At 64.0% G+C, this 22,104-nt stretch carries 21 protein-coding genes and 1 pseudogene; 11 read left to right on the top strand and 11 right to left on the bottom strand.

From position 1 onward, the window contains the following. Together VFF99_RS04835 and VFF99_RS04830 are read left to right on the top strand one after the other, a co-directional pair. Nucleotides 1–228 (top strand): annotated as a pseudogene (locus tag VFF99_RS04835) (hypothetical protein); the annotation flags it as partial. Between the two features lie 157 nt (nt 229–385). Further along, on the top strand, nt 386–661 hold the full coding sequence (locus VFF99_RS04830; protein WP_088709641.1) for an HU family DNA-binding protein: 276 nt from the start codon (nt 386–388) through the stop codon (nt 659–661). Nucleotides 662–744: 83 nt separating this feature from the next. On the opposite strand, the gene phnE is transcribed toward VFF99_RS04830, so the two are convergent. From phnE to xseA, 11 genes are all read right to left on the bottom strand, one after another. Beyond that, entirely contained in the window at nt 745–1,539 is a 795-nt protein-coding gene (gene phnE, locus VFF99_RS04825; RefSeq protein ID WP_325015497.1) for a phosphonate ABC transporter, permease protein PhnE, read from the bottom strand. Beyond that, the gene (locus VFF99_RS04820) at nt 1,536–2,372 is read right to left on the bottom strand and encodes a PhnE/PtxC family ABC transporter permease (protein ID WP_325015494.1); all 837 of its coding nucleotides are present in this window, start codon (nt 2,370–2,372) and stop codon (nt 1,536–1,538) included. The genes phnE and VFF99_RS04820 overlap by 4 nt, the downstream gene beginning before the upstream one ends. 7 nt (nt 2,373–2,379) lie before the next feature. Beyond that, nucleotides 2,380–3,198, bottom strand: coding sequence for a phosphonate ABC transporter ATP-binding protein (locus VFF99_RS04815; protein WP_325015492.1), 819 nt, complete (start codon nt 3,196–3,198; stop codon nt 2,380–2,382). 2 nt (nt 3,199–3,200) lie between these two features. Further along, nucleotides 3,201–4,079, bottom strand: a complete 879-nt coding sequence (locus VFF99_RS04810) for a putative selenate ABC transporter substrate-binding protein (protein ID WP_325015490.1) — start codon at nt 4,077–4,079, stop codon at nt 3,201–3,203. 202 nt (nt 4,080–4,281) lie between these two features. Further along, complete coding sequence (locus VFF99_RS04805; RefSeq protein WP_325015488.1) at nt 4,282–7,755, bottom strand: pyruvate carboxylase; 3,474 nt, start codon at nt 7,753–7,755, stop codon at nt 4,282–4,284. A 171-nt stretch (nt 7,756–7,926) separates the two neighbouring features. Then, nucleotides 7,927–8,859, bottom strand: a complete 933-nt coding sequence (locus tag VFF99_RS04800) for a C45 family peptidase (RefSeq protein ID WP_325015486.1) — start codon at nt 8,857–8,859, stop codon at nt 7,927–7,929. 38 nt (nt 8,860–8,897) lie between these two features. Continuing rightward, on the bottom strand, nt 8,898–9,296 hold the full coding sequence (gene rnk, locus VFF99_RS04795; protein WP_325015484.1) for a nucleoside diphosphate kinase regulator: 399 nt from the start codon (nt 9,294–9,296) through the stop codon (nt 8,898–8,900). Nucleotides 9,297–9,347: 51 nt separating this feature from the next. Beyond that, a complete protein-coding gene (locus VFF99_RS04790) occupies nt 9,348–10,184 on the bottom strand; it encodes a universal stress protein (protein ID WP_325015482.1) in 837 nt (278 codons plus the stop codon). Between the two features lie 17 nt (nt 10,185–10,201). Further along, entirely contained in the window at nt 10,202–10,672 is a 471-nt protein-coding gene (locus tag VFF99_RS04785) for a GreA/GreB family elongation factor (RefSeq protein ID WP_325015480.1), read from the bottom strand. A 361-nt stretch (nt 10,673–11,033) separates the two neighbouring features. Next, nucleotides 11,034–11,612, bottom strand: a complete 579-nt coding sequence (gene sodB, locus VFF99_RS04780; RefSeq protein WP_325015478.1) for a superoxide dismutase [Fe] — start codon at nt 11,610–11,612, stop codon at nt 11,034–11,036. Between the two features lie 128 nt (nt 11,613–11,740). Then, nucleotides 11,741–13,102 carry an exodeoxyribonuclease VII large subunit gene (gene xseA / locus VFF99_RS04775; protein WP_325015476.1) on the bottom strand — a complete coding sequence of 454 codons (1,362 nt, stop codon included), beginning with the start codon at nt 13,100–13,102 and terminating at the stop codon, nt 11,741–11,743. 314 nt (nt 13,103–13,416) lie between these two features. Here xseA and VFF99_RS04770 point away from each other — a divergent pair, with 314 nt between their 5' ends. The 9 genes from VFF99_RS04770 to VFF99_RS04730 all read left to right on the top strand — a co-directional run. Next, nucleotides 13,417–14,022, top strand: a complete 606-nt coding sequence (locus tag VFF99_RS04770) for a MotA/TolQ/ExbB proton channel family protein (RefSeq protein WP_325015474.1) — start codon at nt 13,417–13,419, stop codon at nt 14,020–14,022. An 8-nt stretch (nt 14,023–14,030) separates the two neighbouring features. Beyond that, complete coding sequence (locus VFF99_RS04765; protein ID WP_325015472.1) at nt 14,031–14,465, top strand: biopolymer transporter ExbD; 435 nt, start codon at nt 14,031–14,033, stop codon at nt 14,463–14,465. Further along, nucleotides 14,462–15,484, top strand: a complete 1,023-nt coding sequence (lpxK, locus tag VFF99_RS04760; protein ID WP_325015470.1) for a tetraacyldisaccharide 4'-kinase — start codon at nt 14,462–14,464, stop codon at nt 15,482–15,484. Before VFF99_RS04765 ends, lpxK begins: the two co-directional genes overlap by 4 nt. Then, a complete protein-coding gene (locus tag VFF99_RS04755; protein WP_325015468.1) occupies nt 15,465–15,653 on the top strand; it encodes a Trm112 family protein in 189 nt (62 codons plus the stop codon). The genes lpxK and VFF99_RS04755 overlap by 20 nt, the downstream gene beginning before the upstream one ends. Before the next feature lie 27 nt (nt 15,654–15,680). Beyond that, entirely contained in the window at nt 15,681–16,439 is a 759-nt protein-coding gene (kdsB, locus tag VFF99_RS04750) for a 3-deoxy-manno-octulosonate cytidylyltransferase (protein ID WP_325015466.1), read from the top strand. A 154-nt stretch (nt 16,440–16,593) separates the two neighbouring features. Then, the gene (gene adk, locus VFF99_RS04745; protein ID WP_325015464.1) at nt 16,594–17,250 is read left to right on the top strand and encodes an adenylate kinase; all 657 of its coding nucleotides are present in this window, start codon (nt 16,594–16,596) and stop codon (nt 17,248–17,250) included. Between the two features lie 284 nt (nt 17,251–17,534). After that, nucleotides 17,535–19,682: a sodium-translocating pyrophosphatase gene (locus tag VFF99_RS04740; protein WP_325015462.1), complete on the top strand. Its 2,148-nt coding sequence runs from the start codon at nt 17,535–17,537 to the stop codon at nt 19,680–19,682. A gap of 134 nt (nt 19,683–19,816) precedes the next feature. After that, complete coding sequence (locus tag VFF99_RS04735; protein WP_325015460.1) at nt 19,817–20,575, top strand: 3-hydroxyacyl-CoA dehydrogenase; 759 nt, start codon at nt 19,817–19,819, stop codon at nt 20,573–20,575. A 97-nt stretch (nt 20,576–20,672) separates the two neighbouring features. Continuing rightward, on the top strand, nt 20,673–22,104 hold a 1,432-nt coding region (locus VFF99_RS04730), incomplete at its 3' end, for a gamma-glutamyltransferase family protein (protein ID WP_325015458.1).

Raw genomic sequence — 22,104 nt, 5'->3', positions numbered from 1 at the left:
AACCAGGTCGGCGGCGGGCGCGGGAAGAAGGCGGCCACGGTTGCCGGTGTAATCGGCGGCGCCATGGTCGGCCACCAGATGGAGCGCAATGCACAGGGGCGCAATGCCTACCAGCTCGGCCTGCGCATGGATAACGGCAGCTACCGGACGATCGTGCAGGAAAGCGCGGCGGACCTCCAGGTGGGGGCGCGGGTCAGGGTGGAAAATGACCGGGCGTATCGTTACTGATACAAAATACCGGTTTGTTTTATCCTATAGTTCCCGTCTGGCGGGCATTTGAACGACAATGGGAGCGTCCCGCCGCCCTTGCGGTTGTGGAAAAATACCTACAGACTGCGTCAAGCCCTGATGCTAGAATCTGTGCCTTTTCTCAGGAGGAACATTAATGAACAAGACTGAACTGGTTGATGCAATTGCAGCAGACTGCGATCTGTCGAAGGTCGCCGCACAACGTGCACTCGACTCCGTGATCAACAACATCGTCAAGTCCGTTGCAGAAGGCAAGACCGTGCAGCTCGTCGGTTTCGGCAGTTTCGCATGCGGCAAGCGCGCCGAGCGCACCGGCCGCAACCCGCGCACCGGCGAAGAGATCAAGATCGCCGCAGCCAAGACGGTCAAGTTCTCCGCAGGCAAGGCATTCAAGGACGCCGTCAACGGCTGATCCTGCCAGGCGCATGCGCCGGCAAATGCATCATCGAGGGGCGACGCAGCGGAAACGCGCGTTGCCTTTTTTCATTTTTGCGCTCAGCGCGTCATCCTCCGCCGCAGCCAGAAGCTGACGGCATCGACTACCGCCACCAGCAGCAGCATCCCGATGATGACCGTCGCCGCCTGCTGCATCTGGAACAGCGACAGGTGGTACTTCAGCATCTGCCCCAATCCCCCCGCACCGACCACTCCAAGGACGGCCGCGGCGCGGATATTGTTTTCCCAGCGGTACAGCGTATAGGACACCATCTGCGGCACGGCCTGCGGCAGGGTCGCATAGAGGAATGCCGCGGCAGGGCGCGCGCCGTTGATGCGCAGCGCGGATTCGGGCAGCGGTGAACTGTTTTCGAGTGCATCGGCGAACAGGCGGCCGAGTACGCCGGCAGTATGCGCGGCGAGCGCGAGCGTCCCGGCGAATGGGCCGAGGCCGGCCGCGATCAGCAGGATGGCGGCCCAAACCAGTTCCGGAATCGAGCGCGATACGTTCAGCACCAGGCGGGTGCCTGCACGCGCGGCGATGCCGAAACGGCCGCTGGCGGGAAGGGCCAGGGCCAGGCCGAGGAGAGCCGCGATGCCGGTGCCGAGCGCGGACATCGCCAGGGTTTCCGCCGTTGCCCACGCCGTCTTTTCCAGGAAGGCCGGAGCGAGTTCCGGCGGTGCAAAGCCGAGCAGGAATTCGCCTGTAGTGCGAGCGGCGTCGAGAGTGAAGAAAGCCTTCCACTGCAGCGGCAGCGTCGCAAAGCTGGCGATGACGAGCGCGCCTATTCCGATCAGCAGCGCGATGGCGGCGGGCCGCACGCGCGGCGGCGCCGGCAACACTGGACGGCTCATGCGAGTATCCTCCGGCACACCTTGCTCACGCCATCCGCACATGCGACCAGCAGCACGAAGACCAGCAGCATGGTCGACACTTCTCCGCCGGACAGCATCTTCATCGACTCATCCATCCGTTGCCCGAGGCCGCCGGCGCCGACGAAGCCCATGACGACCGATCCGCGAATCGCGCATTCCCAACGATAGACCGTGTAGGAGACAAGCTCCGAAGCCGATTCGGGTAGCGCTCCGTAGAGCAGCGCGCCGAGGCGGCCGCTGCCGTTGCGCAGCAGGCTGTCGCTCGCATGCGCGTCGGCCGATTCGAGGATCTCTGCATACACCTTGCCGAGCATGCCGCAGTAGGTGAGCGCAATCGCGAGCACGCCCGCGGTCGGCCCGAGCCCGACGATGCGGACCAGCAGCAGTGCCCAGACCAGTTCCGGCACGCTGCGCAGCACGACCAGTATCCAGCGCACTGCCTGCCGCAGTGCGCGTCCGGGCAGGCTGATACGCCCGGTACCGATTCGCGAGAGCGACAGCCGCTCCGTCACGACCAGCGTCATCGGGACCGCGCCGAGCAGGGCGAGCGTCATGCCGGCGGTCGCGATGGCGATGGTCTCCCATGTCGCCTGCGCCACGAGCTGCAGGAACTCCACTGAATGCGCGGGCGGGAAGAAATCGGCGAGGAAGCGTCCTGTCGCATTCAGGCTTTGCGCATCCAGCAGCAGCCACGGATTGAACTCGCTCCACAGCAGCATCGGCCACAGCAGGGCAAGGGCGATGGCGGCGGCAGCGAGCCGCCCGCGCCATGCCGGGTCCGGATGTGTTTCATGCGTGGAAAAAAAGGCCATGTGCGAATCAGAAGCAGCGCGTGATCAACGAGGGCGTTGCCGGTGCCTCTGGCACGGACTCTGCAGGCGCACCGCGATCGGAATGACGGTAAAGCGTGGCGATCATCTCGTCGGTGACGGCCTCGCGTGCCGCATCGAACACGATGCGGCCTGCACGTACGCCAACGATGCGCGGGAAATGGGCGCGCGCCAGGTCGACCTGGTGCAGACTGCACACCAGCGTGGCCTTGCGCGCGGACGCTTCCTCCTGCAAGACACCGAGTGCCTGGACGGCGAGTGCGGGATCGAGCGCAGACAGCGGCTCGTCGACCAGGAAGGCTTCCGCGCGCGACACCAGCAGGCGCGCCATGCTGCAGCGCTGCCTCTCGCCGCCGGAGAGGCGGTCCACTCGCGCGTAGAGCTTGTCCTGCAGATTGAAGCGCGCCAGCGCCGCATAGGCGGACTCCGGATCGGCAGGCTTGACCAGGGAGGCAAGCGCCTGCCACAGGCTCCAGTGCGGCAGACGGCCGGCGAGGACGGCCGTCACCACGCGTTGCCGCGGCGGCAGCGGCGGCGTCTGCGGCGCCAGGAACAGGCGAGCGCGCAAGGCGCGTCGCCGGACATCGCCGGCAGCCCAGGGAGCATCGCCGAAGAGCGTGAACTGCCCGGCGTCGGGACGATGGGCGCAGGCAAGCGTGTGCAGCAGGGTCGTCTTGCCGGCGCCGGAAGGTCCGATCAGCGCAAGCTGCTCGCCCTGCGCGATCGACAGCGTCAGGTCCTGCAGCGCCGCAGGGCCGGCAGCGGCAGCGGTATGGCGTACCGAGACGCCGCGCAGTTCAAACGTCATTGTTACTTCAGCAGGCCCGCGTTGCGTGCCGCTTTCTCGATCTGTTCGTAGTTCTCGGTGCGGGTCGGGATGAAGCGCGTTGCGCGCTGCAGTTCAAGGATTTCCTTGCCCTGTGCGTCTGTTGCGTTCAATGCGAGGAAGGCGTCGGTCAGCTTCTTGCGCAGAGCCGGGTCCATGTCCGAGCGCACGGTCCAGTTGTAGTCGAAGTAGCCGGGCGTCGTGTAGAAGACGCGCACCGTCTTCGGGTCTACCTTGCCTTGCGCGATAAGCTTTTCCCATACCGAAATGTTCAGCGCGCCGGCATCGACCTTGCCGCCTGCCACCGCGGCAACCGTGGCATCATGCGCGCCCGAGAAAGCGACGCGCTTCATGTCGGCATCCGGACTGACCTTGGCGGCGAGCAGGAAGGAGCGCGGCATCAGGTGGCCCGAGGTGGAGGATTCGGAGCCGAAGGCGAAGGTCTTGCCCTTCAGGTCTTCCAGCCGGTTGATCGACTTGTCGGTCGTGATGAAGACCGACCGGAACTTCTCGTCTTCCTCGCGCTGGACGATGGGCACTACCTTGTTATTGCTGCGGATCTTCGCCTGCACGAAGGTAAAGCCGCCGAACCACACCATGTCGAGCTTGTTGTTCACCAGGCCTTCCACGGAGGCGGCGTAATCGGTGACCGGCACGAACTCCACCTTCATGCCCAGCTTCTGCTCGAGATAGCTGCCCAGCGGCTTGAACTTGCGCTGCAGTTCCGTCGGCGCCTCGTCGGGAATCGCCGATACGCGCAAGACTTGCTGCGCGTGCGCGACGCCGGCGAGGGCAATCGCGGCCGCGGCGACGGTCAGTTGCAGGAGTTGTTTGAAGGAGGAGGAGAGGTTCGGTCGTGTCATGTCTGGCGAGGATGCTCGGAAAAAGCTTGTATTCTAATTAAAGCACCAGCGCCAGTCACATTGATTCAGTATTGCATGACGAATCTTGCCAGATTGGAAAAAGCGCCGTCATCCCGACGAAAGTCGGGATCCAGCGTCGTGCGTGCGTCGAATAACGACGCTGGATTCCTGCTTTCGCAGGAATGACGGCGTTGCTACGGAATCAGTCGGCAAGTTCGACCAGCAAGTCCTTCGCCGCGACTACCGCACCCGGTTTGACGTGCGTCTGTTTCACCACCGCATCCCGTTCGGCGCGGATCATGGTTTCCATCTTCATCGCTTCGATGGACACCAGGGGATCGCCCTTGGCCACCTTCTGCCCGGGCTTCACCGCCAGCGTGACGATCATGCCCGGCATCGGTGCGCCGACATGGTTTGCGTTGCCGTCCTGCGCCCGCGGATGCGTGACCAGCTTGACCGCGCCGGCCTTGTCGATGCGCACCATGCGCGCCTGGCCGTTGAGCTCGAAGAACAGCTTGCTCTGGCCTTCCTCTTCCAGCTCGGTGCGGCCCTGCAGGCGGACCACGAGGGTCTTGCCCTGGTCGATGTCCACCGAGATCTCCTTGCCTTCCTTCAGGCCGTAGAAGAACACCGGCGTCGGCAGCACGCTCACGTCGCCGTAAGTGCGGCGATGCTCCGCATAGTCGCGGAACACCTTCGGATACATCAGGTAGGAAGCCAGTTCCTGCTCGGAGATCGAACGTCCGACCGCCTTCTCCGCGTCTTCCTTTGCCTTGGCGAGATCGACCGGCGGCAGGTTGGCGCCCGGGCGGCCGACCATCGGCTTTTCGCCCTTGAGGACCTTTTTCTCAAGCTCCTTCGGGAAGCCGTCCGGCGGGAACCCGAGTTCGCCCTTGAACAGCGAGATCACCGATTCGGGGAAGGCGATTTCCTTGTCCGGATTCTTCACGTCCTCCGGCGTCAGGTCGTTGGCCACCATGAACAACGCCATGTCGCCGACCACCTTGGAGGTCGGCGTCACCTTCACGATGTCGCCGAACAACTGGTTGACGTCCGCGTAGGCCTGCGCCACTTCCGTCCAGCGGTGATCGATGCCCATCGCGCGCGCCTGCTCGCGCAGGTTGGTGTACTGGCCGCCGGGCATTTCGTGGCGGTACACGTCCGAGGTGCCGGAACGCATGTCGGCCTCAAAGGGTTCGTACTGGCGGCGCACGCCTTCCCAGTACTGCGAGATCGCGAACATCGCTTGCTTGTCCATGCCCGGATCGCGTGCCGTGCCTTGCAGCGCAGCGGCGATGGAACCGAGGTTGGGCTGCGAGGTGAGGCCGCTCATCGCATCCATCGCGCCGTCCACTGCGTCGCATCCTGCTTCGACCGCGGCCAGCACGGAGGCGGCGGCGATGCCGCTCGTATCGTGCGTATGGAAGTGGATCGGCAGGCCGACCTCTTCCTTCAGTGCCTTGACCAGCGCGCGCGCCGCGTGCGGCTTGCACACGCCGGCCATGTCCTTGATGCCGAGGATGTTCACGCCGGCCTTCTCCAGTTCCTTCGCCATGTCGACGTAGTACTTGAGGCTGTACTTCGAGCGCGACGGATCGAAGGGATCGCCGGTGTAGCAGATCGCGCCTTCGCACAGCGCGCCCGATTCACGCACCGCGTCGATGGCCACCCGCATGTTCTCCACCCAGTTCAGCGAATCGAACACGCGGAACAGGTCGACGCCGCCACTGGCTGCCTGCGCGACGAAGTGCTTCACCACGTTGTCCGCATAGTTGGTATAGCCGACGGCGTTGGATGCGCGCAGCAGCATCTGGAACAGGATATTGGGCACTTCCCCACGCAATTGCGACAGGCGCTCCCACGGATCTTCCTTCAGGAAGCGCATCGCCACGTCGAAGGTGGCGCCGCCCCAGCATTCCATCGAGAACAGGTTAGGCAGCATGCGCGCATAGTAGGGCGCAATGGCGCGCATGTCGGCGGTGCGCATGCGCGTGGCGAACAGTGACTGGTGCGCGTCGCGCATGGTGGTGTCGGTGAGCAGCACCTGCGGCTGTTCCTTCATCCACTGCGCAAACTTTTCCGCGCCGAGTTCCTTGAGCTTGTCGCGCGATCCGGGAAGGATGGGCGCGGAGCGGTGCATGGCCGGCAGCAGCGGTGCGGCGATGTCGCCGTCGATTAACTTGCGCCCCTTCATCTCCGGATTGCCGTTGACCGCCACATCGCCGATGAAGCGCAGCAGGCGCGTCGCGCGGTCGCGCCGCTTGGCGAACTGGAACAGCTCCGGCGTGGTATCGATGAAGCGCGTGGTGCATGCGCCCGACTTGAACAAGTCGTGGTTGATGACGTTTTCAAGGAAGGGCAGGTTGGTGGACACACCGCGGATACGGAACTCGCGCAGCGCGCGGTCCATGCGCGCGATCGCTTCGTCCGAAGTCGGCGCCCAGGCCGTGACCTTGACCAGCAGCGAGTCGTAGTAAGGCGTGATAACCGCGCCCGAGTAGGCGGTGCCGCCATCGAGGCGCACGCCGAAGCCGGCCGCACTGCGATAGGCAACGAGACGGCCGTAGTCGGGCGTGAAATTGTTTTCCGGATCTTCCGTGGTCACGCGGCATTGCAGCGCGTGGCCGTTCAGATGGATGTCTTCCTGCGCGGGAATGCCGGCGCCGTGCGCATCCTTTTCGCCGATGCGCATGCCTTCCGAGACGCGGATCTGCGCCTTCACGATATCGATGCCGGTCACCTGTTCGGTCACGGTGTGTTCCACCTGGATGCGCGGATTGACCTCGATGAAGTAGAACTTGTTGGTGTCGGCATCCATCAGGAATTCGACGGTGCCGGCGTGGGTGTAGCTGACCGCGCGGCCGAGTCGCAATGCCGCCTCGCATAGTTCGGCGCGGGTCGCGTCGTCGAGGTAGGGGGCGGGCGCGCGCTCCACGACCTTCTGGTTGCGCCGCTGAACCGAACAGTCGCGCTCGAACAGGTGCACGAGATTGCCGTGCATGTCGCCCATCAGCTGCACCTCGACGTGGCGCGCGCGGCGCACCAGCTTCTCGAGATACATCTCGTCGTTGCCGAACGCGGCCAGCGCCTCGCGCCGGGCGACTTCCAGCTGGCCCGGCAGTTCCGCTTCCGACTCGATCACGCGCATGCCGCGGCCGCCGCCGCCCCAGCTTGCCTTGAGCATCAGCGGGTAGCCGATTTCGGCTGCCATCTCCTTCGCCAGCGCGATGTCGTGTGGCAGCGCCTTCGTCGCGGGCACGACGGGGACACCGGCGGCGATGGCCGCATTGCGCGCCGCCACCTTGTTGCCGAGCGTGCGCATCACCTCCGGCTGCGGGCCGATGAAGGTGATGCCGTTCTTCGCGCAGGCTTCGGCAAAGTCGGGGTTCTCGGACAGGAAACCGTAACCCGGATGGATCGCATCCACATGCGCTTCCTTGGCGATGCGGATGATGTCGTCGATGTCGAGGTAGGCCGCGATCGGCTTCCTGCCTTCGCCGACGAGATAGCTCTCGTCCGCCTTGAAGCGGTGCAGGGCGAACTTGTCTTCGTTGGCGTAAATCGCCACGGTGCGAATGCCGAGTTCCGCGGCGGCGCGCATCACGCGGATGGCAATTTCGGAACGGTTGGCGACCAGGATCTTGCGGATGGGATGACGTTGCTGGGGCGTCTTCATGTGGTTGGCGTGCAAAGTTAAGAATTCGGCTCGCGCAAGGATACGGCAACGGGATTGCGCTGGAGTGAAAGTTTTTCAACAGGTACCTCACCCTACGACCGGATGCTGACAGCAGGCTTGCATTCCCGGCTCGGGCAGCAAAAATCCTTGTTGCCATTGCGCTACTCGACCTCAGTGCCGAACCTTCACAGTGTACCGGTGCACGCCCTCGGCGCGGAACAGCCGGAGGTCGATCCGTCCCGCGGTGAGCTTGATCAGCGCGGTGCCGATATTCCCTTCCGCCGGAGAGATGACTGAAGCGTCCGCGCCTGGTTCAAGCAGGGACAGCATGTCCTCCTCCGCGGGATGGCGCGGAAGGTGACTCATCAACTCGCCGAGTGCCGCATCGGTGCGGCGGGAAGCTTTCGCGGTCCAGTAAGTGTTGGGGATGGGCGCAAGCTTTCGTTCCTCCGGCGAGGCGGTTACGGCGACCGTGACAAACTCCTGCGTGGAAGCGAGGATGTGATGGCCCGAGCCGATGCGCTCGCAGGCCATCACGATATCGAGCGCCTCGGCAAGCGAGCCGGCATCGAGCACGGCGCGGCTGATGACAAATCCGGGCAGTCCGTTGCCCGGTGTTTCCTGTGGAATGGGATCGGCAACATGCGCCACCCCGGCATGGCTCGCACCGAATGCCGTGCCGGGCAGGCAGCCCGGGACGTGCAGCCCGAGAAAACCGGGCGTGCCCTCGGGATGCGCTTCCACGATCCTGCAACGCGGGGCAAGCGAAGGCCCCACGACGCGCTTGTTCAGGATGAGACGGTAGCCGAGCCGGTTGACGACGACGGATGCATTGGCCGCGTCGCAGGCTTGCTCCTGCAGCCAGTTCCAGAGGAACACGTCTTCGATGTCCAGCCGCATGGCGGCACTCATGCCCCGCAGTTCATCCCACTGCTGCGGAAACTGTTCCTGAACGCGCTCCAGGAGCGCTGGCATGTCTGCCGCACGCGTGCGGGACGCATCGCGCTCTACCGTAGCTGCAATATGGCCGGCGAGTGGCCTGGCGATGCGTCCGAGTGCCTCGCCGATGTCAAAGTGCGTCCCGCGGACGCTGAAGCATTCCATGGCAGTGGATCCTTCCTGCATCAAATCTTGCCGGCCGTTCAGTCCTCGGTGGATGTCGTGCGTTCGGGTTGGTGAATGACGTCCACGATCTGCACGACGAGGCGTTCGCCTGTGGGACCAGGCCATTCGATGCTGCTGCCCACGGACAAACCAAGCAGGGCGCTGCCCACCGGGGAGAGCACGGAAATCGTCGAGGAATCGGTGACCTCGCGCGGATAGACCAGGCGGCGGCAGAATTCCTGATTCCCGGGGCCGATGCGGAACCGCACCGTCGAGTCCATGGTGACGACGGTGGGAGGAACCTCGTCGGGTTCCACCACTTCCGCCCGTTGCAGTTCCTCAAGCAATTCGACGCCGGCGGCCATGGGAGGCATCGAATCGATCAGCGCTTCCAGTCGTTCGATGTCAGTGGTGGTGACGATGATCTCTGGTTTCATGTTGTACCTTTCAAAGGGTGAAGTAGTGGTGCTGCGGTGGCAGGTAAGGCGTTACGCAGCGGGAGGCAGGTCAAGGTCATCCTCGTACGGCGTGGTGGTCACCAGCAGATCGCAGTGGTCGATCTCGCTGAGGCGTTGCGTGACGCTCCCGAGAAACAGCTCGACGAAGCGGGACTTGCCGTGCTTGCCCAGTGCAATGAGGTCGGCATCGATCTCTCTTGCCCGCGTGTCGATGGTCGGTCCCGCCAGGCCGTGCTCGACCGAGCGCGAGATGAGCTGCCGCCGCGGGCCGAGTGCATCGATAAAGCTGTTGAGTCTGAGCCGCGCCGCGTTGCGCGCGTGGATGCGGTATTCATGGATGGTGCTGGCCGGCACTTCGTGCGCCAGCATCATTTCTTCGTTCGCGACCCGGAAGGCATGGAGAAACGTGAAATGCGCCGTGGGCGCGAGGGCAAGCGCCACCCGGGCTGCCTGTCGCGACTCCGCCGAAAAGTCGACACCGACGACAACCTTCTTGTATGGCATCACCGCTTCACGGTTCACCAGCAGAACGGGGCGTTCGCTGCGCCGGATCAGCTCGTCGTTCCGGAATCGCGCGACGAGGCCCGCAAAGAAGTTTTCCCGCCTGGCGGCGACGACGGTCAGATCGGCGCGGATCTTTTCGGCACGCCCGGCGATGTCCGTCGGCGCACCATAGGTGCGGCGCATCCTTGCCTGCCCGTCGGTGCCGGTCGCCTGGTGCAGTGCCGGGGCAGCCTCCGGCTGGGTGCTCATCACCTCTACTGTTTCCACCTTCAGCTCTACGCCGAGCATGGCGGCGCGCAACTCCGCGCGGCGCGAATGTGCCGTGTGGTCGGTAGCCACCAAAATCGTTTTGATGCGATCCATTTTTCCTCCTGGCCTTGTCAGGTTCCTTGATGCACCGGCGACTCGGTGCCGACGATTTCAATGAACATGGTTTGAAGGAACGGCAGCTTGACTTCGACAAGGCTGCCGACCATGCGGCCGACGAGGGCCAGCGCCAGCGGCGCGAGTATGGACACCTGCGCAAGGCCGTCGTGGACGTCGTGCGGGCAGACGATGCATAACGACATTTGCCGGTCCGATTCAAGATCGCGGCAGACGACCGTCGAGTACAGGGCAACGCAATCCTCGCGCGGTGCATTCGCGGGCAGGAGGATCGAGGTTTCAATGATCGCGATCAGTTGCTCCGCGAACGGGATATTGACGCCGCCCTTACGCAGCAGATGCTCGGCGAGGCGGCCGAGGATGGCGGCATCCGTTTGAGACAGGTAACGCTCGGTTTTCATGGCAAAAGCTCCCCCGCGGCGATTGCCAGCGGCAATCACCGGAAAAAGACATCCGGCGTCAGGCAAGGCCAGTGCGCCAGGGCGGATCGGGATTCAGGAGGCGGGTGCTCGGCAGGACGGGAAAAACCGGAGAGGTTTTCCTAGGCGCCTGCCGAGCCTAGGAGAGCCGGGCGAGGTCTCGAGTGGACACGTGACGGACAGCGGGTCCGTACGAAAGGCGGCACTGAAGACGGGCAGAAATAGGGAATGCGGATACAGCCATGCCTTCCTCGTGCAGGGATGCACAATTACGGATTGCAGGAATGCAGGACTTGTTCAAGGCGCGGCTATGCGGGTGGTGGCTGTTTCAACCGAGTATATACCCCTGGGGGTTTTCGTCAACTCAGGGGGAAGCCCGCCATCGCAGGAGCAATGGCGGGACGATTGCTTACGCGAAGTTCTTCGCGACGAAATCCCAGTTCACGAGATTCCAGAAGGCTTCCAGGAACTTCGGACGGGCATTGCGATAGTCGATGTAGTAGGCGTGTTCCCACACGTCGCAGGTCATCAGCGGCTTGTCGGCGGAGGTCAGCGGCGTGCCGGCGTTCGAGGTGTTGACGATGTCGACGGAGCCGTCGGCCTTCTTCACCAGCCAGGTCCAGCCGGAACCGAAGTTGGTGGCGGCGGACTTGTTGAATTCTTCCTTGAACTTGTCGAAGGAGCCCCACTTGGCGTTGATCGCGTCGGCCACTGCGCCGGTCGGTGCGCCGCCGCCGTTGGGCTTCATGCAGTTCCAGAAGAAGGTGTGGTTCCACACCTGGGCGGAGTTGTTGAACAGGCCGCCGGAGGACTTCTTGATGATGTCTTCCAAAGGCGCGTTTTCAAACTCGGTGCCCTTGATCAGGTTGTTCAGGTTGGTGACGTAGGTCTGGTGATGCTTGCCGTAGTGGTATTCCAGCGTTTCCTTGGACATGTGCGGTTGCAGTGCGTCCATCGGGTAGGGCAGGGGCGGCAGGGTGTGTTCCATGGCGTTTTCCTTTCTTCGTTACGGTCGATGTTGTTTTTGAAAGACGTTAATTGTAAGACGGATGCCGACAGGTTGCATGATTGCTTTCGCGATGCAGCGCAAATTCGCGCAGGAGTCTGTCCGCAAAGCTATTCCAGCGTGGGCTGTACGCTGGCGATGCCGACTTCGGCCGAACCTTCCGCCAGCCTGACGGTGACGGTTTCCCGTGGATGCAGGTCCTTCGGCGCGCGCACGATGCGGCCTTTACCGTCGAGCACCATTGCATAGCCGCGCTCCAGTGTCCGCTGCGGGTTCAGCAGTTCGAGCTGGGCCTCCAGCGAGGCCAGCGCCTGCCTGCGGTGCGCCAGCGTTGCTTCCATGCGCGCGGCGACGCGTCGCGCATCGTCTTTCAGGCGGGCACGGGCAGGTGCGGTTTTCGGGAGCTGCGCGGCGAGCCGGGTCTGCAGGTGGGACAGCGCGTAGCGCGCCTGGCTGAGCGGTGTCCGCGTTGCATGCGCAAGCCGGGTCTCCAGTCCCTTCAGCTTGAGCCGCTCATGCGCGATGTAGGCCGCGGGGCTGACCAGCCGCCGGGCGTACCAGTCCAGGGTCTGCGCGTTTTCGCCGAGCCGGCGCTTGAATGCTCGGGTCAGATCGTCGGCGTGCGCGCCCAGCGTGGCCATCCAGTCGGCGCGCGGCGCGGCCGCCATTTCCGCGGCCGCGGTCGGCGTCGGTGCGCGCAGGTCGGCAGCGAAGTCGGCGATGGTGACATCGGTCTCGTGGCCGACGCCGGAGATCACCGGCATGGAGCACGCAACGATGGCCCGGGCCACCACTTCCTCGTTGAAGGACCACAAGTCTTCGATGCTGCCGCCGCCGCGGCAGACGAGCAGGACGTCGCATTCGGCGCGTGCCGATGCGGTATCGATGGCCTGCGCGATTTTCTCGGCCGACCCTGCGCCTTGCACCGGGGCGGGGTAGAGGATCACGCGCACATGCGGTGCCCGCCTGCGCAGCGTGGTCAGGATGTCGCGCAAGGCGGCGGCCTGCGGGCTGGTGACGATGCCGACCGTGCGCGCAAAGAGCGCCAGCGGACGCTTGCGCGCGGGGTCGAACAAGCCTTCGGCGTTCAGCTTTTCCTTGAGCCGCAAGAAGGCTTCGTACAGGTTGCCCACGCCGGCACGGCGGATCGCCTCGACGTTGAGCTGGTAGTCGCCGCGCGGCGCGTACAGCGTCACGAGCGCGCGCACTTCCACCTTGTCGCCTTCGCGCGGCGTGAAGCCTGCGTACTGCGCGCGGCCGCGGAACATGACGGCACGCACCTGCGCCGCGTCGTCCTTCAAGGTGAAGTACCAGTGGCCGGAGGCGGCCTTGGTGAAGTTCGAAATTTCGCCGGATACCCAGGCGAGCGGAAAGCTGCGTTCGAGCATGCGCGCCACGGCCTGGTTCAGGGCCGAGACCGTCAGCACAGGCGGTGCCGCGCCTGCGTTTTCAGAAGGACTTCCAGTATTCATGCGGTATTCCAAGGCAAAACCTTTCCACAGGCGCGCCAAATCGTCATCTTGCAGTCACACTTGGTTACAAAGGTCCGGGCGTAAACATAAGTGCCTGATTTCATTCGGAAAACTATTTCATTGCCGGCAGCGCGCCTGTCCTGAAAATCCTTTTGAATCAAGCACTTTGGTGGGTTGTGCAAACTTGCCCACAAAGTTATCCACAAGCCCTGTGCAGAATTTTCGGCGTGGTATCGCCGCTGTGCGTGCTTGCCCGCAGCGTCCCAACAGGATACATTCTGCATCCGATCGAATTCATCCCCAAGGAGCCTGCTTTGCTCGCCATCATTCAAGCTGCCGGCTGGCCGATCTGGCCGTTGCTGATCGCTTCCGTTATCGGATTGGCACTCATTATCGAGCGCGTATTGTACCTGCGCCGCCGGCGCATCCTGCCGCCCAGCCTGCTGGAAGAAGTGATCCGCGTTTATCACAATGGCAAGATCAGCCCCGAGGTGCTGGGTAACCTGGAAAACAATTCGCCGCTGGGCCGCGTGCTCGCCGCGGGGCTGCGCAATGTCAACGCGCCGCGCGATGTGATGAAGGAGTCGATCGAGGAGGCCGGCCGCGGCACCGCGCACGACCTCGAGCGTTTCCTCACCACGCTGGGCACGATCGCCACGCTGGCACCGCTGATGGGCCTGTTCGGCACAGTGGTCGGCATGATCGAGATTTTCGGTGCGCAGAACGCCACCGGCACCAATCCGGCGCAGCTCGCGCATGGCATTTCCGTCGCGCTGTACAACACCGGCTTCGGCCTCGCGATCGCGATGCCCGCCCTCGTGTTCTACCGCCACTTCCGCGCATTGGTGGACAGCTTCATCGTCGACATGGAACAGCAGGCCGTGAAGTTCGTCGACCTCGTGCACGGCAACCGCAAGTAAGGCGCTTTATGGACTTCCGCAAAGGCAAGCGCCGCGACGATCCGGACATCAACCTGATTCCCTTCATCGATGTCCTGCTGGTGATCCTGATCTTCCTGATGGTCACGACCACCTACAGCAAGTTCACCGCGCTGCAGATTTCCCTGCCCACGGCCGATGCCGAGAAGGCGGTGGAGCAGCCCTTCGAAATCAATGTCGGCGTCAACGCGCAGGGTTTGTATGCGATCGACAACCAGCAGGTTGCCGCGCGCGACGCCACTGGCCTCGCCGAGGAACTGAAGTCGACGGCCAATGCCAAGAGCCCTTCGAAGAAGGACCCGGTCATCATCATCAACGCCGATGCGACCGCTGCGCACCAGTCCGTGATCAACGTGCTGGAAGCCGCGCGCCTGGCCGGGTTCGAGAAAGTCACCTTTGCCGCCCAGACCAGCGGCGGGAAATGACGCGCGGCGCTGAAACGACCCTCCCGCAGGCGTGGCTAAGCCGCGGCTTGCTTGCCACCACTCTCTGGCCGGTCTCACTGGCCTTCCATGCGCTTGTTTCCGCCCGCCGCGCGGCCTACCGCGCCGGGCTGCTGCGCTCGACGCGATTGCCTGTTCCGGTCATTGTCGTCGGCAATATCTTTGTCGGCGGCACCGGAAAGACCCCGCTCACCATCTGGCTCGTCGAGGAATTGCGTCGTGCCGGCCTGGTGCCGGGCGTCGTATCGCGCGGCTATGGCGCGAAGAACGCGGCTCCGGTGGAAGTGCGTCCGGAATCCTCTCCCGATCAGGTGGGCGACGAACCGGCGCTGATTGCTCGCCGCGCGAAATGCCCGGTGGTGGTCGGCCGCCGCCGCGCCGATGCCGCGCTCAGCCTGCTTGCGGCGCATCCCGAGGTCAATGTCATCGTGTCCGACGATGGCCTGCAGCATTACGCCTTGCAGCGCGATGTCGAAATCGTGTTGTGCGACGAGCGCGGCAACGGCAATGGATGGCTCCTGCCCGCAGGCCCACTGCGTGAACCGGCGGGCCGGCCGCGCGATTTTACGGTGTTCAATGCCGGGCATTTGCCGAAGGGCATACCGGCGCAGGCCGTGCGCATGGAGCTCATCGGCGGCATGGCCGAGCCGTTGTCCGGCACCGCTGGTGCACGCCCGCTGCACGAACTTGGCGGACAGGGTGTGCGCATCGCCGCCGCCGCCGGCATCGGCAATCCTTCGCGCTTTTTCGCGATGCTGAAGCGGGCCGGCCTCGATGTGGAAGAACTGCCGCTGCCCGACCACTACGACTTCGCGGACAACCCTTTCGCGAAAATCGCCGCCGATCTCATCCTGATCACCGAGAAGGATGCAGTAAAATGTGCACGAATTGATACGATCAACAACGACCCGCGCATCTGGGTCGTCCCGGTCACGGCGCGCATCGACCGCGCGCTGGCCGAACGAATAGTGGAGAAATGTCGTGGACGCCCGACTGCTTGATATCCTAGTCTGCCCGATCTGCAAGGGACCGCTTGAATACGACAAGAATGCGCAGGAACTCATCTGCAATCCCGACAAGCTTGCCTATCCCATCCGCGACGGCATCCCCATCATGTGGGCCGACCAGGCACGCGACCTGAACGCGCCGCCGGCTCCCCTCAATCCTTGATGCTGATCTGACGCGTCGCGCTGTTTCATGAGCTTCACCGTCATCATCCCCGCACGGCTGGCGTCGACCCGGCTGCCCAACAAGCCGCTGGCCGACCTCGGCGGAAAACCGATGGTGGTCCGCGTCGCCGAACGAGCGTTGCAGTCCGGTGCCGCGCAAGTGGTCGTCGCAACCGACCATGCGGACATCCTTGCCGCGTGCAGCGAGCATGGGGTCGTCGCGCACATGACCCGCGCGGACCATCCTTCCGGCACGGACCGCATCGCGGAAGTGGCGGCCGCGATGTCCCTGCCCGGCGACGCGGTGGTCGTCAACGTGCAGGGCGACGAGCCGCTGATTTCACCTGCATTGATTGCCGCCACCGCCGGCCTCATCAATTCCGGTGTGCCGATGGCGACCGCGGCGCATCCGATTTCGAACGTCGCGGAAATCTTCAACCCCAACGTGGTGAAGGTCGTGCTCGACAAGGCGGGCAGGGCGCTTTACTTTTCCCGCGCCACCATTCCCTGGCACCGCGATGCCTTCGCGCAGACTACGCAAGCGGTGCCCGCCGGCTACACGCCACTACGGCATATCGGACTGTACGCCTACAGCAACGCTTTCCTGCAGGATTACCCGCGCCTGGCGCTGTCGCCCCTGGAACAGATCGAAGCCCTGGAGCAGCTTCGGGTGTTGTGGCACGGATATCCGATCGCCGTCCATGTCACGCCGGATGCGCCGGCTGCGGGCGTGGATACCCCGGAAGACCTGCAGCGCGTACAGCGCGCGTTCGGACAGGAAAATTAGAAGAATTGCGGTGCAGGATTCCGGTCCGGCGACATTCTGTGGTAAGTTTCATGAAAACTTAGTGTGATAAAAGCATGTCTTTGAGGTAAATTCGCCCGCCCTGGCGGACATCCTCGTCACCGATTACAAATTTAAAACCAGTCTAGGACACACCATGCGCCTCATCCTTCTAGGACCGCCAGGTGCCGGCAAAGGCACGCAAGCGAATTTCATCAAGGAAAAATTCAACATCCCGCAGATTTCCACCGGTGACATGCTGCGCGCCGCGGTCAAGGCAGGTACGCCGCTCGGCATCGAGGCCAAGAAGGTGATGGATGCGGGCGGGTTGGTGTCCGACGACATCATCATCGGCCTGGTGAAGGACCGCCTCAAGCAGCCCGACTGCGCCAACGGCTACCTGTTCGACGGCTTTCCGCGCACCATTCCGCAGGCCGATGCGATGAAGGATGCCGGCGTCGCGATCGACTACGTGCTCGAGATCGACGTGCCCGACGAGTCCATCATCGAGCGCATGAGCGGCCGGCGCGTGCACCAGCCTTCGGGCCGCACGTACCACGTCAAGTTCAATCCGCCGAAGGTGGAAGGCAAGGACGACGTGACCGGTGAAGAACTGATCCAGCGCGATGACGACAAGGAAGAAACCGTCCAGAAGCGTCTCGCCGTCTATCACGACCAGACCGAAGTCCTGGTCGACTACTACAACAAGTGGGCCCAGTCCGGTCAGGCGGGCGCGCCGAAATACCGCAAGATTTCGGGTGTCGGACCGGTCGAAACGATCCGCGACAAAGCCTTCGCGGCCTTGTCGGAGTAAAAAGGAAAGCGGACTTTGTGTCCGCTTTTTTTTCGGGCCTGCGGCCTGTCCCAGATCAACATATTGCCAGGGGGAGCCCGAGCCAGTATCCAGACATTATCCCGTATGCAACAATACGGGCCAGCCGAATCTCTTCAGTAACAAGTAGCGCAAGAAGTTTGCAGTGCGTAGTACTCGCGGGACGACGACAGCAAATACCTTTTGTGCAGTGCGGGCGTATGCCGTCGCCGTCCTCCGGAACGTCGTTGTTTTAACTTTGTCGTGAAACACTTGGAGGAGTCGATATGGCAACAGGTTTGTGGTTGGCCGTAGCCTGCGGCGTCATCGCCGTGATCTACGGATTGGTGTCCCGGAGTTGGATCCTGGGCCAGGATGCGGGAAATGCCCGCATGCAGGAAATCGCAGCAGCCATTCAGCAGGGGGCCGGCGCCTATCTCGCGCGCCAGTACAAGACGATCGGTATCGTCGGTATCGTCCTTGCCATCCTGATCGGCGTCTTCCTTGATGCAACCACGGCCATCGGCTTCGTCGTCGGCGCCGTGCTCTCCGGCGCATGCGGCTTCATCGGCATGAACGTCTCGGTGCGCGCGAATGTGCGTACCGCGCAGGCGGCGACCAAGGGCATCGGGCCCGCGCTGGCCGTCGCCTTCCGCGGCGGCGCCATCACCGGCATGCTGGTGGTCGGCCTCGGCCTTCTCGGCGTCAGCCTGTTCTTCTGGTTCATCACCAACGGCAAGACGGTCGATGCGACCACGCTCAAGCCCTTGCTCGGCCTCGCCTTCGGCTCTTCGCTGATCTCGATCTTCGCGCGTCTCGGTGGCGGTATCTTCACCAAGGGGGCCGATGTCGGCGCCGACCTCGTCGGCAAAGTAGAAGCCGGCATTCCCGAGGACGATCCGCGCAACCCGGCGGTGATCGCCGATAACGTCGGCGACAACGTCGGCGACTGCGCGGGCATGGCCGCCGACCTTTTCGAAACCTACGCAGTGACGCTGATCGCGACCATGACGCTCGGCGCGCTGATGGTCACCGGTGCACCGCTCAACGCGGTGATCTATCCGCTTGCGCTTGGCGGCGTCTCAATCATCGCCTCGATCATCGGCTGCAGCTTCGTCAAGGCAACGCCGGGCATGAAGAACGTGATGCCGGCGTTGTACAAGGGCCTGATCATCTCGGGCATCATTTCGCTGGTGGCCTTCTACTTCGTCACCACATGGCTGTTCCCGGAAGCGGTGACGGTTGCCGACGGCAGGACCGTGAGCGCGATGGCCTTGTTCGGCGCCTGCGTGGTCGGCCTCGCGCTGACGGCACTGATGGTGTGGATCACCGAGTACTACACCGGCACCGACTACAAGCCGGTGCAGCACGTCGCCCAGGCCTCGACCACCGGCCACGGTACCAACATCATTGCCGGTCTTGGCGTCTCGATGAAGTCCACCGCCTGGCCGGTGATCTTCGTCTGTATCGCGATCTGGGTGTCCTTCGCGCTCGGCGGTCTGTACGGCATCGCCATTGCGGCGACTTCCATGCTGAGCATGGCGGGTATCATCGTCGCCCTCGACGCTTATGGGCCGATCACCGACAACGCCGGCGGCATCGCGGAAATGTCGGACCTGCCCGAAAGCGTGCGCGACATCACCGACCCGCTCGACGCCGTGGGCAATACCACCAAGGCCGTGACCAAGGGCTATGCCATCGGTTCCGCCGGTCTGGCGGCGCTCGTGCTGTTCGCCGACTACACCCACGCGCTGGAGGCGCGCGGCATGCACCTGCGCTTCGACCTGTCCGACCACATGGTGATCGTCGGCCTGTTCATCGGCGGCCTGATTCCCTACCTCTTCGGGGCGATGGCAATGGAAGCGGTCGGCCGCGCGGCCGGCAGCGTGGTGGAAGAAGTGCGCCGCCAGTTCCGCGACATCAAGGGCATCATGGAAGGCACCGGCAAGCCGGAATACGGCAAGGCGGTCGACATGCTGACCACGGCAGCGATCAAGGAAATGATCGTGCCGTCGCTGCTTCCGGTCGTCGTGCCGATCCTGGTCGGCCTCATCCTCGGCCCGGCCGCGCTCGGCGGCCTGCTCATGGGCACGATCGTGACCGGCCTGTTCGTGGCGATCTCGATGTGTACCGGCGGCGGTGCGTGGGATAACGCCAAAAAGTACATCGAGGACGGTCACCACGGCGGCAAGGGCTCCGACGCGCACAAGGCGGCGGTCACGGGCGACACCGTCGGCGATCCGTACAAGGACACCGCCGGCCCGGCCGTGAATCCCTTGATCAAGATCATCAACATCGTCGCACTGCTGCTGGTGCCGTTGCTTCCGGCGGTCGGCACGACGGCCGCTGCCGGCCACACCGCCAGCCCGCCGGCAGTGAGTGCGCCGGCGGCAGCGCCGGGTGCACCGGCCGCGGCACCAACGCAATCGAAGTAACGCCGGATTCCAGGCGCAAGAGAGGCGGCTCCGGCCGCCTTTTTTGCTTTTGGGCGTCAAAATTGGCTACAATCGCCTTTTCTTTACGTTTACGTAAACGTCATAAACTTTCCGTTCAACAACCAGAGGAAGACATGCAGATCCAGAACAGCGTATTCATCATTACCGGCGGCGCGTCGGGCCTCGGCGCGGCAACCGCGCGCATGATCGTGGAAAACGGCGGCAAGGTGGTGCTGGCCGACGTGCAGGTGGAAGCCGGTGAAAAGCTCGCCGCCGAGCTGAACGGCAAGTTCGTCAAGTGCGACGTGACTTCCGAAGCCGACGGCAAGGCTGTCGTCGAAGCCGCCGCCGCACTGGGTACGCTGCGTGGCCTGGTCAACTGCGCCGGCGTGGCGCCCGCCGTCAAGACCGTCGGCAAGGATGGTCCGCATCCCCTCGATGTGTTCCAGCGCGTGGTCAACATCAACCTCGTCGGCACCTTCAACATGGCCCGCCTGGCCGCCGACGCCATGTCGAAGACGGAAGCGAACGAGCACGGCGAGCGCGGCGTGATCATCAACACCGCGTCGGTTGCCGCTTATGACGGCCAGATCGGTCAGGCCGCCTATGGCGCATCGAAGGCCGCGGTGGTCGGTCTGACGCTGCCGATGGCACGCGACCTGTCGCGCAACGGCATCCGCGTGATGACGGTGGCTCCCGGCATTTTCGAAACCCCGATGCTGCTCGGCATGCCGCAGGAAGTGCAGGATGCGCTGGGCAAGATGGTTCCGTTCCCGTCGCGCCTCGGCAAGCCGGCCGAGTACGCCCACCTGGCAAAGAGCATCATCGAGAACCCGATGCTCAACGGCGAAACGATCCGCCTCGACGGCGCGATCCGCATGCAGCCGAAGTGATGCCCGGGACGCGGGTGAGCAAACGCAAGCCCGCGCCCCATCTGCCGCACTAGACTAAGACAAGCCTGTGGCTTGTCTTTTTCTTTCTGGAACGTCCATGTCGAATACACGCCTATCTGCGGCCCTGCTTGCCGCGCTCTTGCTGGCAGGCTGCGCTGCCGGCCCCGCACCGCAAGCCACCGCTCCCGCTACGGGAATGCAGGCGCCGGAAGGCGCGAGCGGCTATTCGGAGAAACCGGGTTGGACCGCGCGCAAGACCATGGTCGCTGCCGCCAACCCGCTCGCAACGGATGCCGGTTACCAGGTGCTGCGTGCCGGAGGGACGGCGGTCGACGCGGCCATTGCCGTGCAGATGGTGCTGACGCTGGTCGAGCCGCAATCGTCCGGCATCGGCGGCGGCGCTTTTCTCCTGCACTTTGACGGCAAGGAGGTGAAGGCTTACGACGGGCGCGAAACGGCGCCGGCTGCGGCGACGGAAAAGATGTTCTACACGCCGGAAGGCAAGGCCATGCCGTTCTACGAAGGCGTGGTCGGAGGCCGCTCCGTCGGTGCCCCCGGCGTCCTGCGCATGCTCGAACTGGCGCACAGGCAGTACGGCAAGCTGCCCTGGGCTTCGCTCTTCGCGCCGGCGATCAAGCTTGCGGAAGAGGGATTCGCCGTCAGCCCGCGGCTGAACACCATGCTCAAGTCCGAGCAGCACCTGAAGAAGGACCCGGCCGCCGCCGCCTATTTTTTCGACAAGGACGGCAACCCCTGGCCCGCCGGGCATGTGCTGAAGAATCCCGAGCTTGGGAAGGTGCTGCGCGAGATTGCGACGGGCGGCGCCGACGCGTTCTACAAAGGGCAGATCGCGCGCGACATCGAAGCCAAGGTCAAGGCGCATCCCGCCAATCCCGGCTTGCTGACCGCCGCCGACATCGCCGGCTACCAGGCCAAACTGCGCGTTCCGGTCTGTACCGACTACAAGGCATGGACCGTGTGCGGCATGCCGCCGCCCTCGTCCGGAGGCATCGCCATCGCGCAGATGCTGGGCATCCTCGAAACCCGCGACCTGCGTTCCCTCGCGCCGCGGGACGGTGTACCCGGCGCCGAGGCGATCCATCTGTTCGCCGAGGCAGGGCGGCTGGCCTACGCCGATCGCGCGCGCTATGTCGCCGACACCGATTTCGTGCCGCTGCCGGGCAATAGCCCCAGGGCGCTGCTCGACAAGCGCTACCTTGCCGGCCGCGCCGCGCTCATTTCGGACAAGTCGATGGGCCAGGCCAAGTTCGGCGTGCCGCGAGTCACGGCACTGGCCGGCGGCATCGACAATTCCCCCGAACTGCCGTCAACGTCGCACATTTCCATCGTCGATGCGGCGGGGAATGCGATCTCGATGACGACGACCATCGAAGACGCGTTCGGCTCGCGCCAGATGGTGCGCGGCTTCCTGTTGAACAACCAGCTCACCGATTTCTCCTTCGACCCAGTGGATGCAAACGGACCCGTGGCCAACCGCGTCGAGCCGGGGAAGCGCCCGCGCAGCTCGA

Origin of the sequence: Noviherbaspirillum sp. (assembly GCF_035654295.1) — a bacterium.
In the GTDB taxonomy this organism is placed as follows: Bacteria; Pseudomonadota; Gammaproteobacteria; order Burkholderiales; family Burkholderiaceae_D; genus Noviherbaspirillum.
Note: the sequence above shows the minus strand (reverse complement) of the source record. Positions and strands in the feature narration are given on the sequence as shown.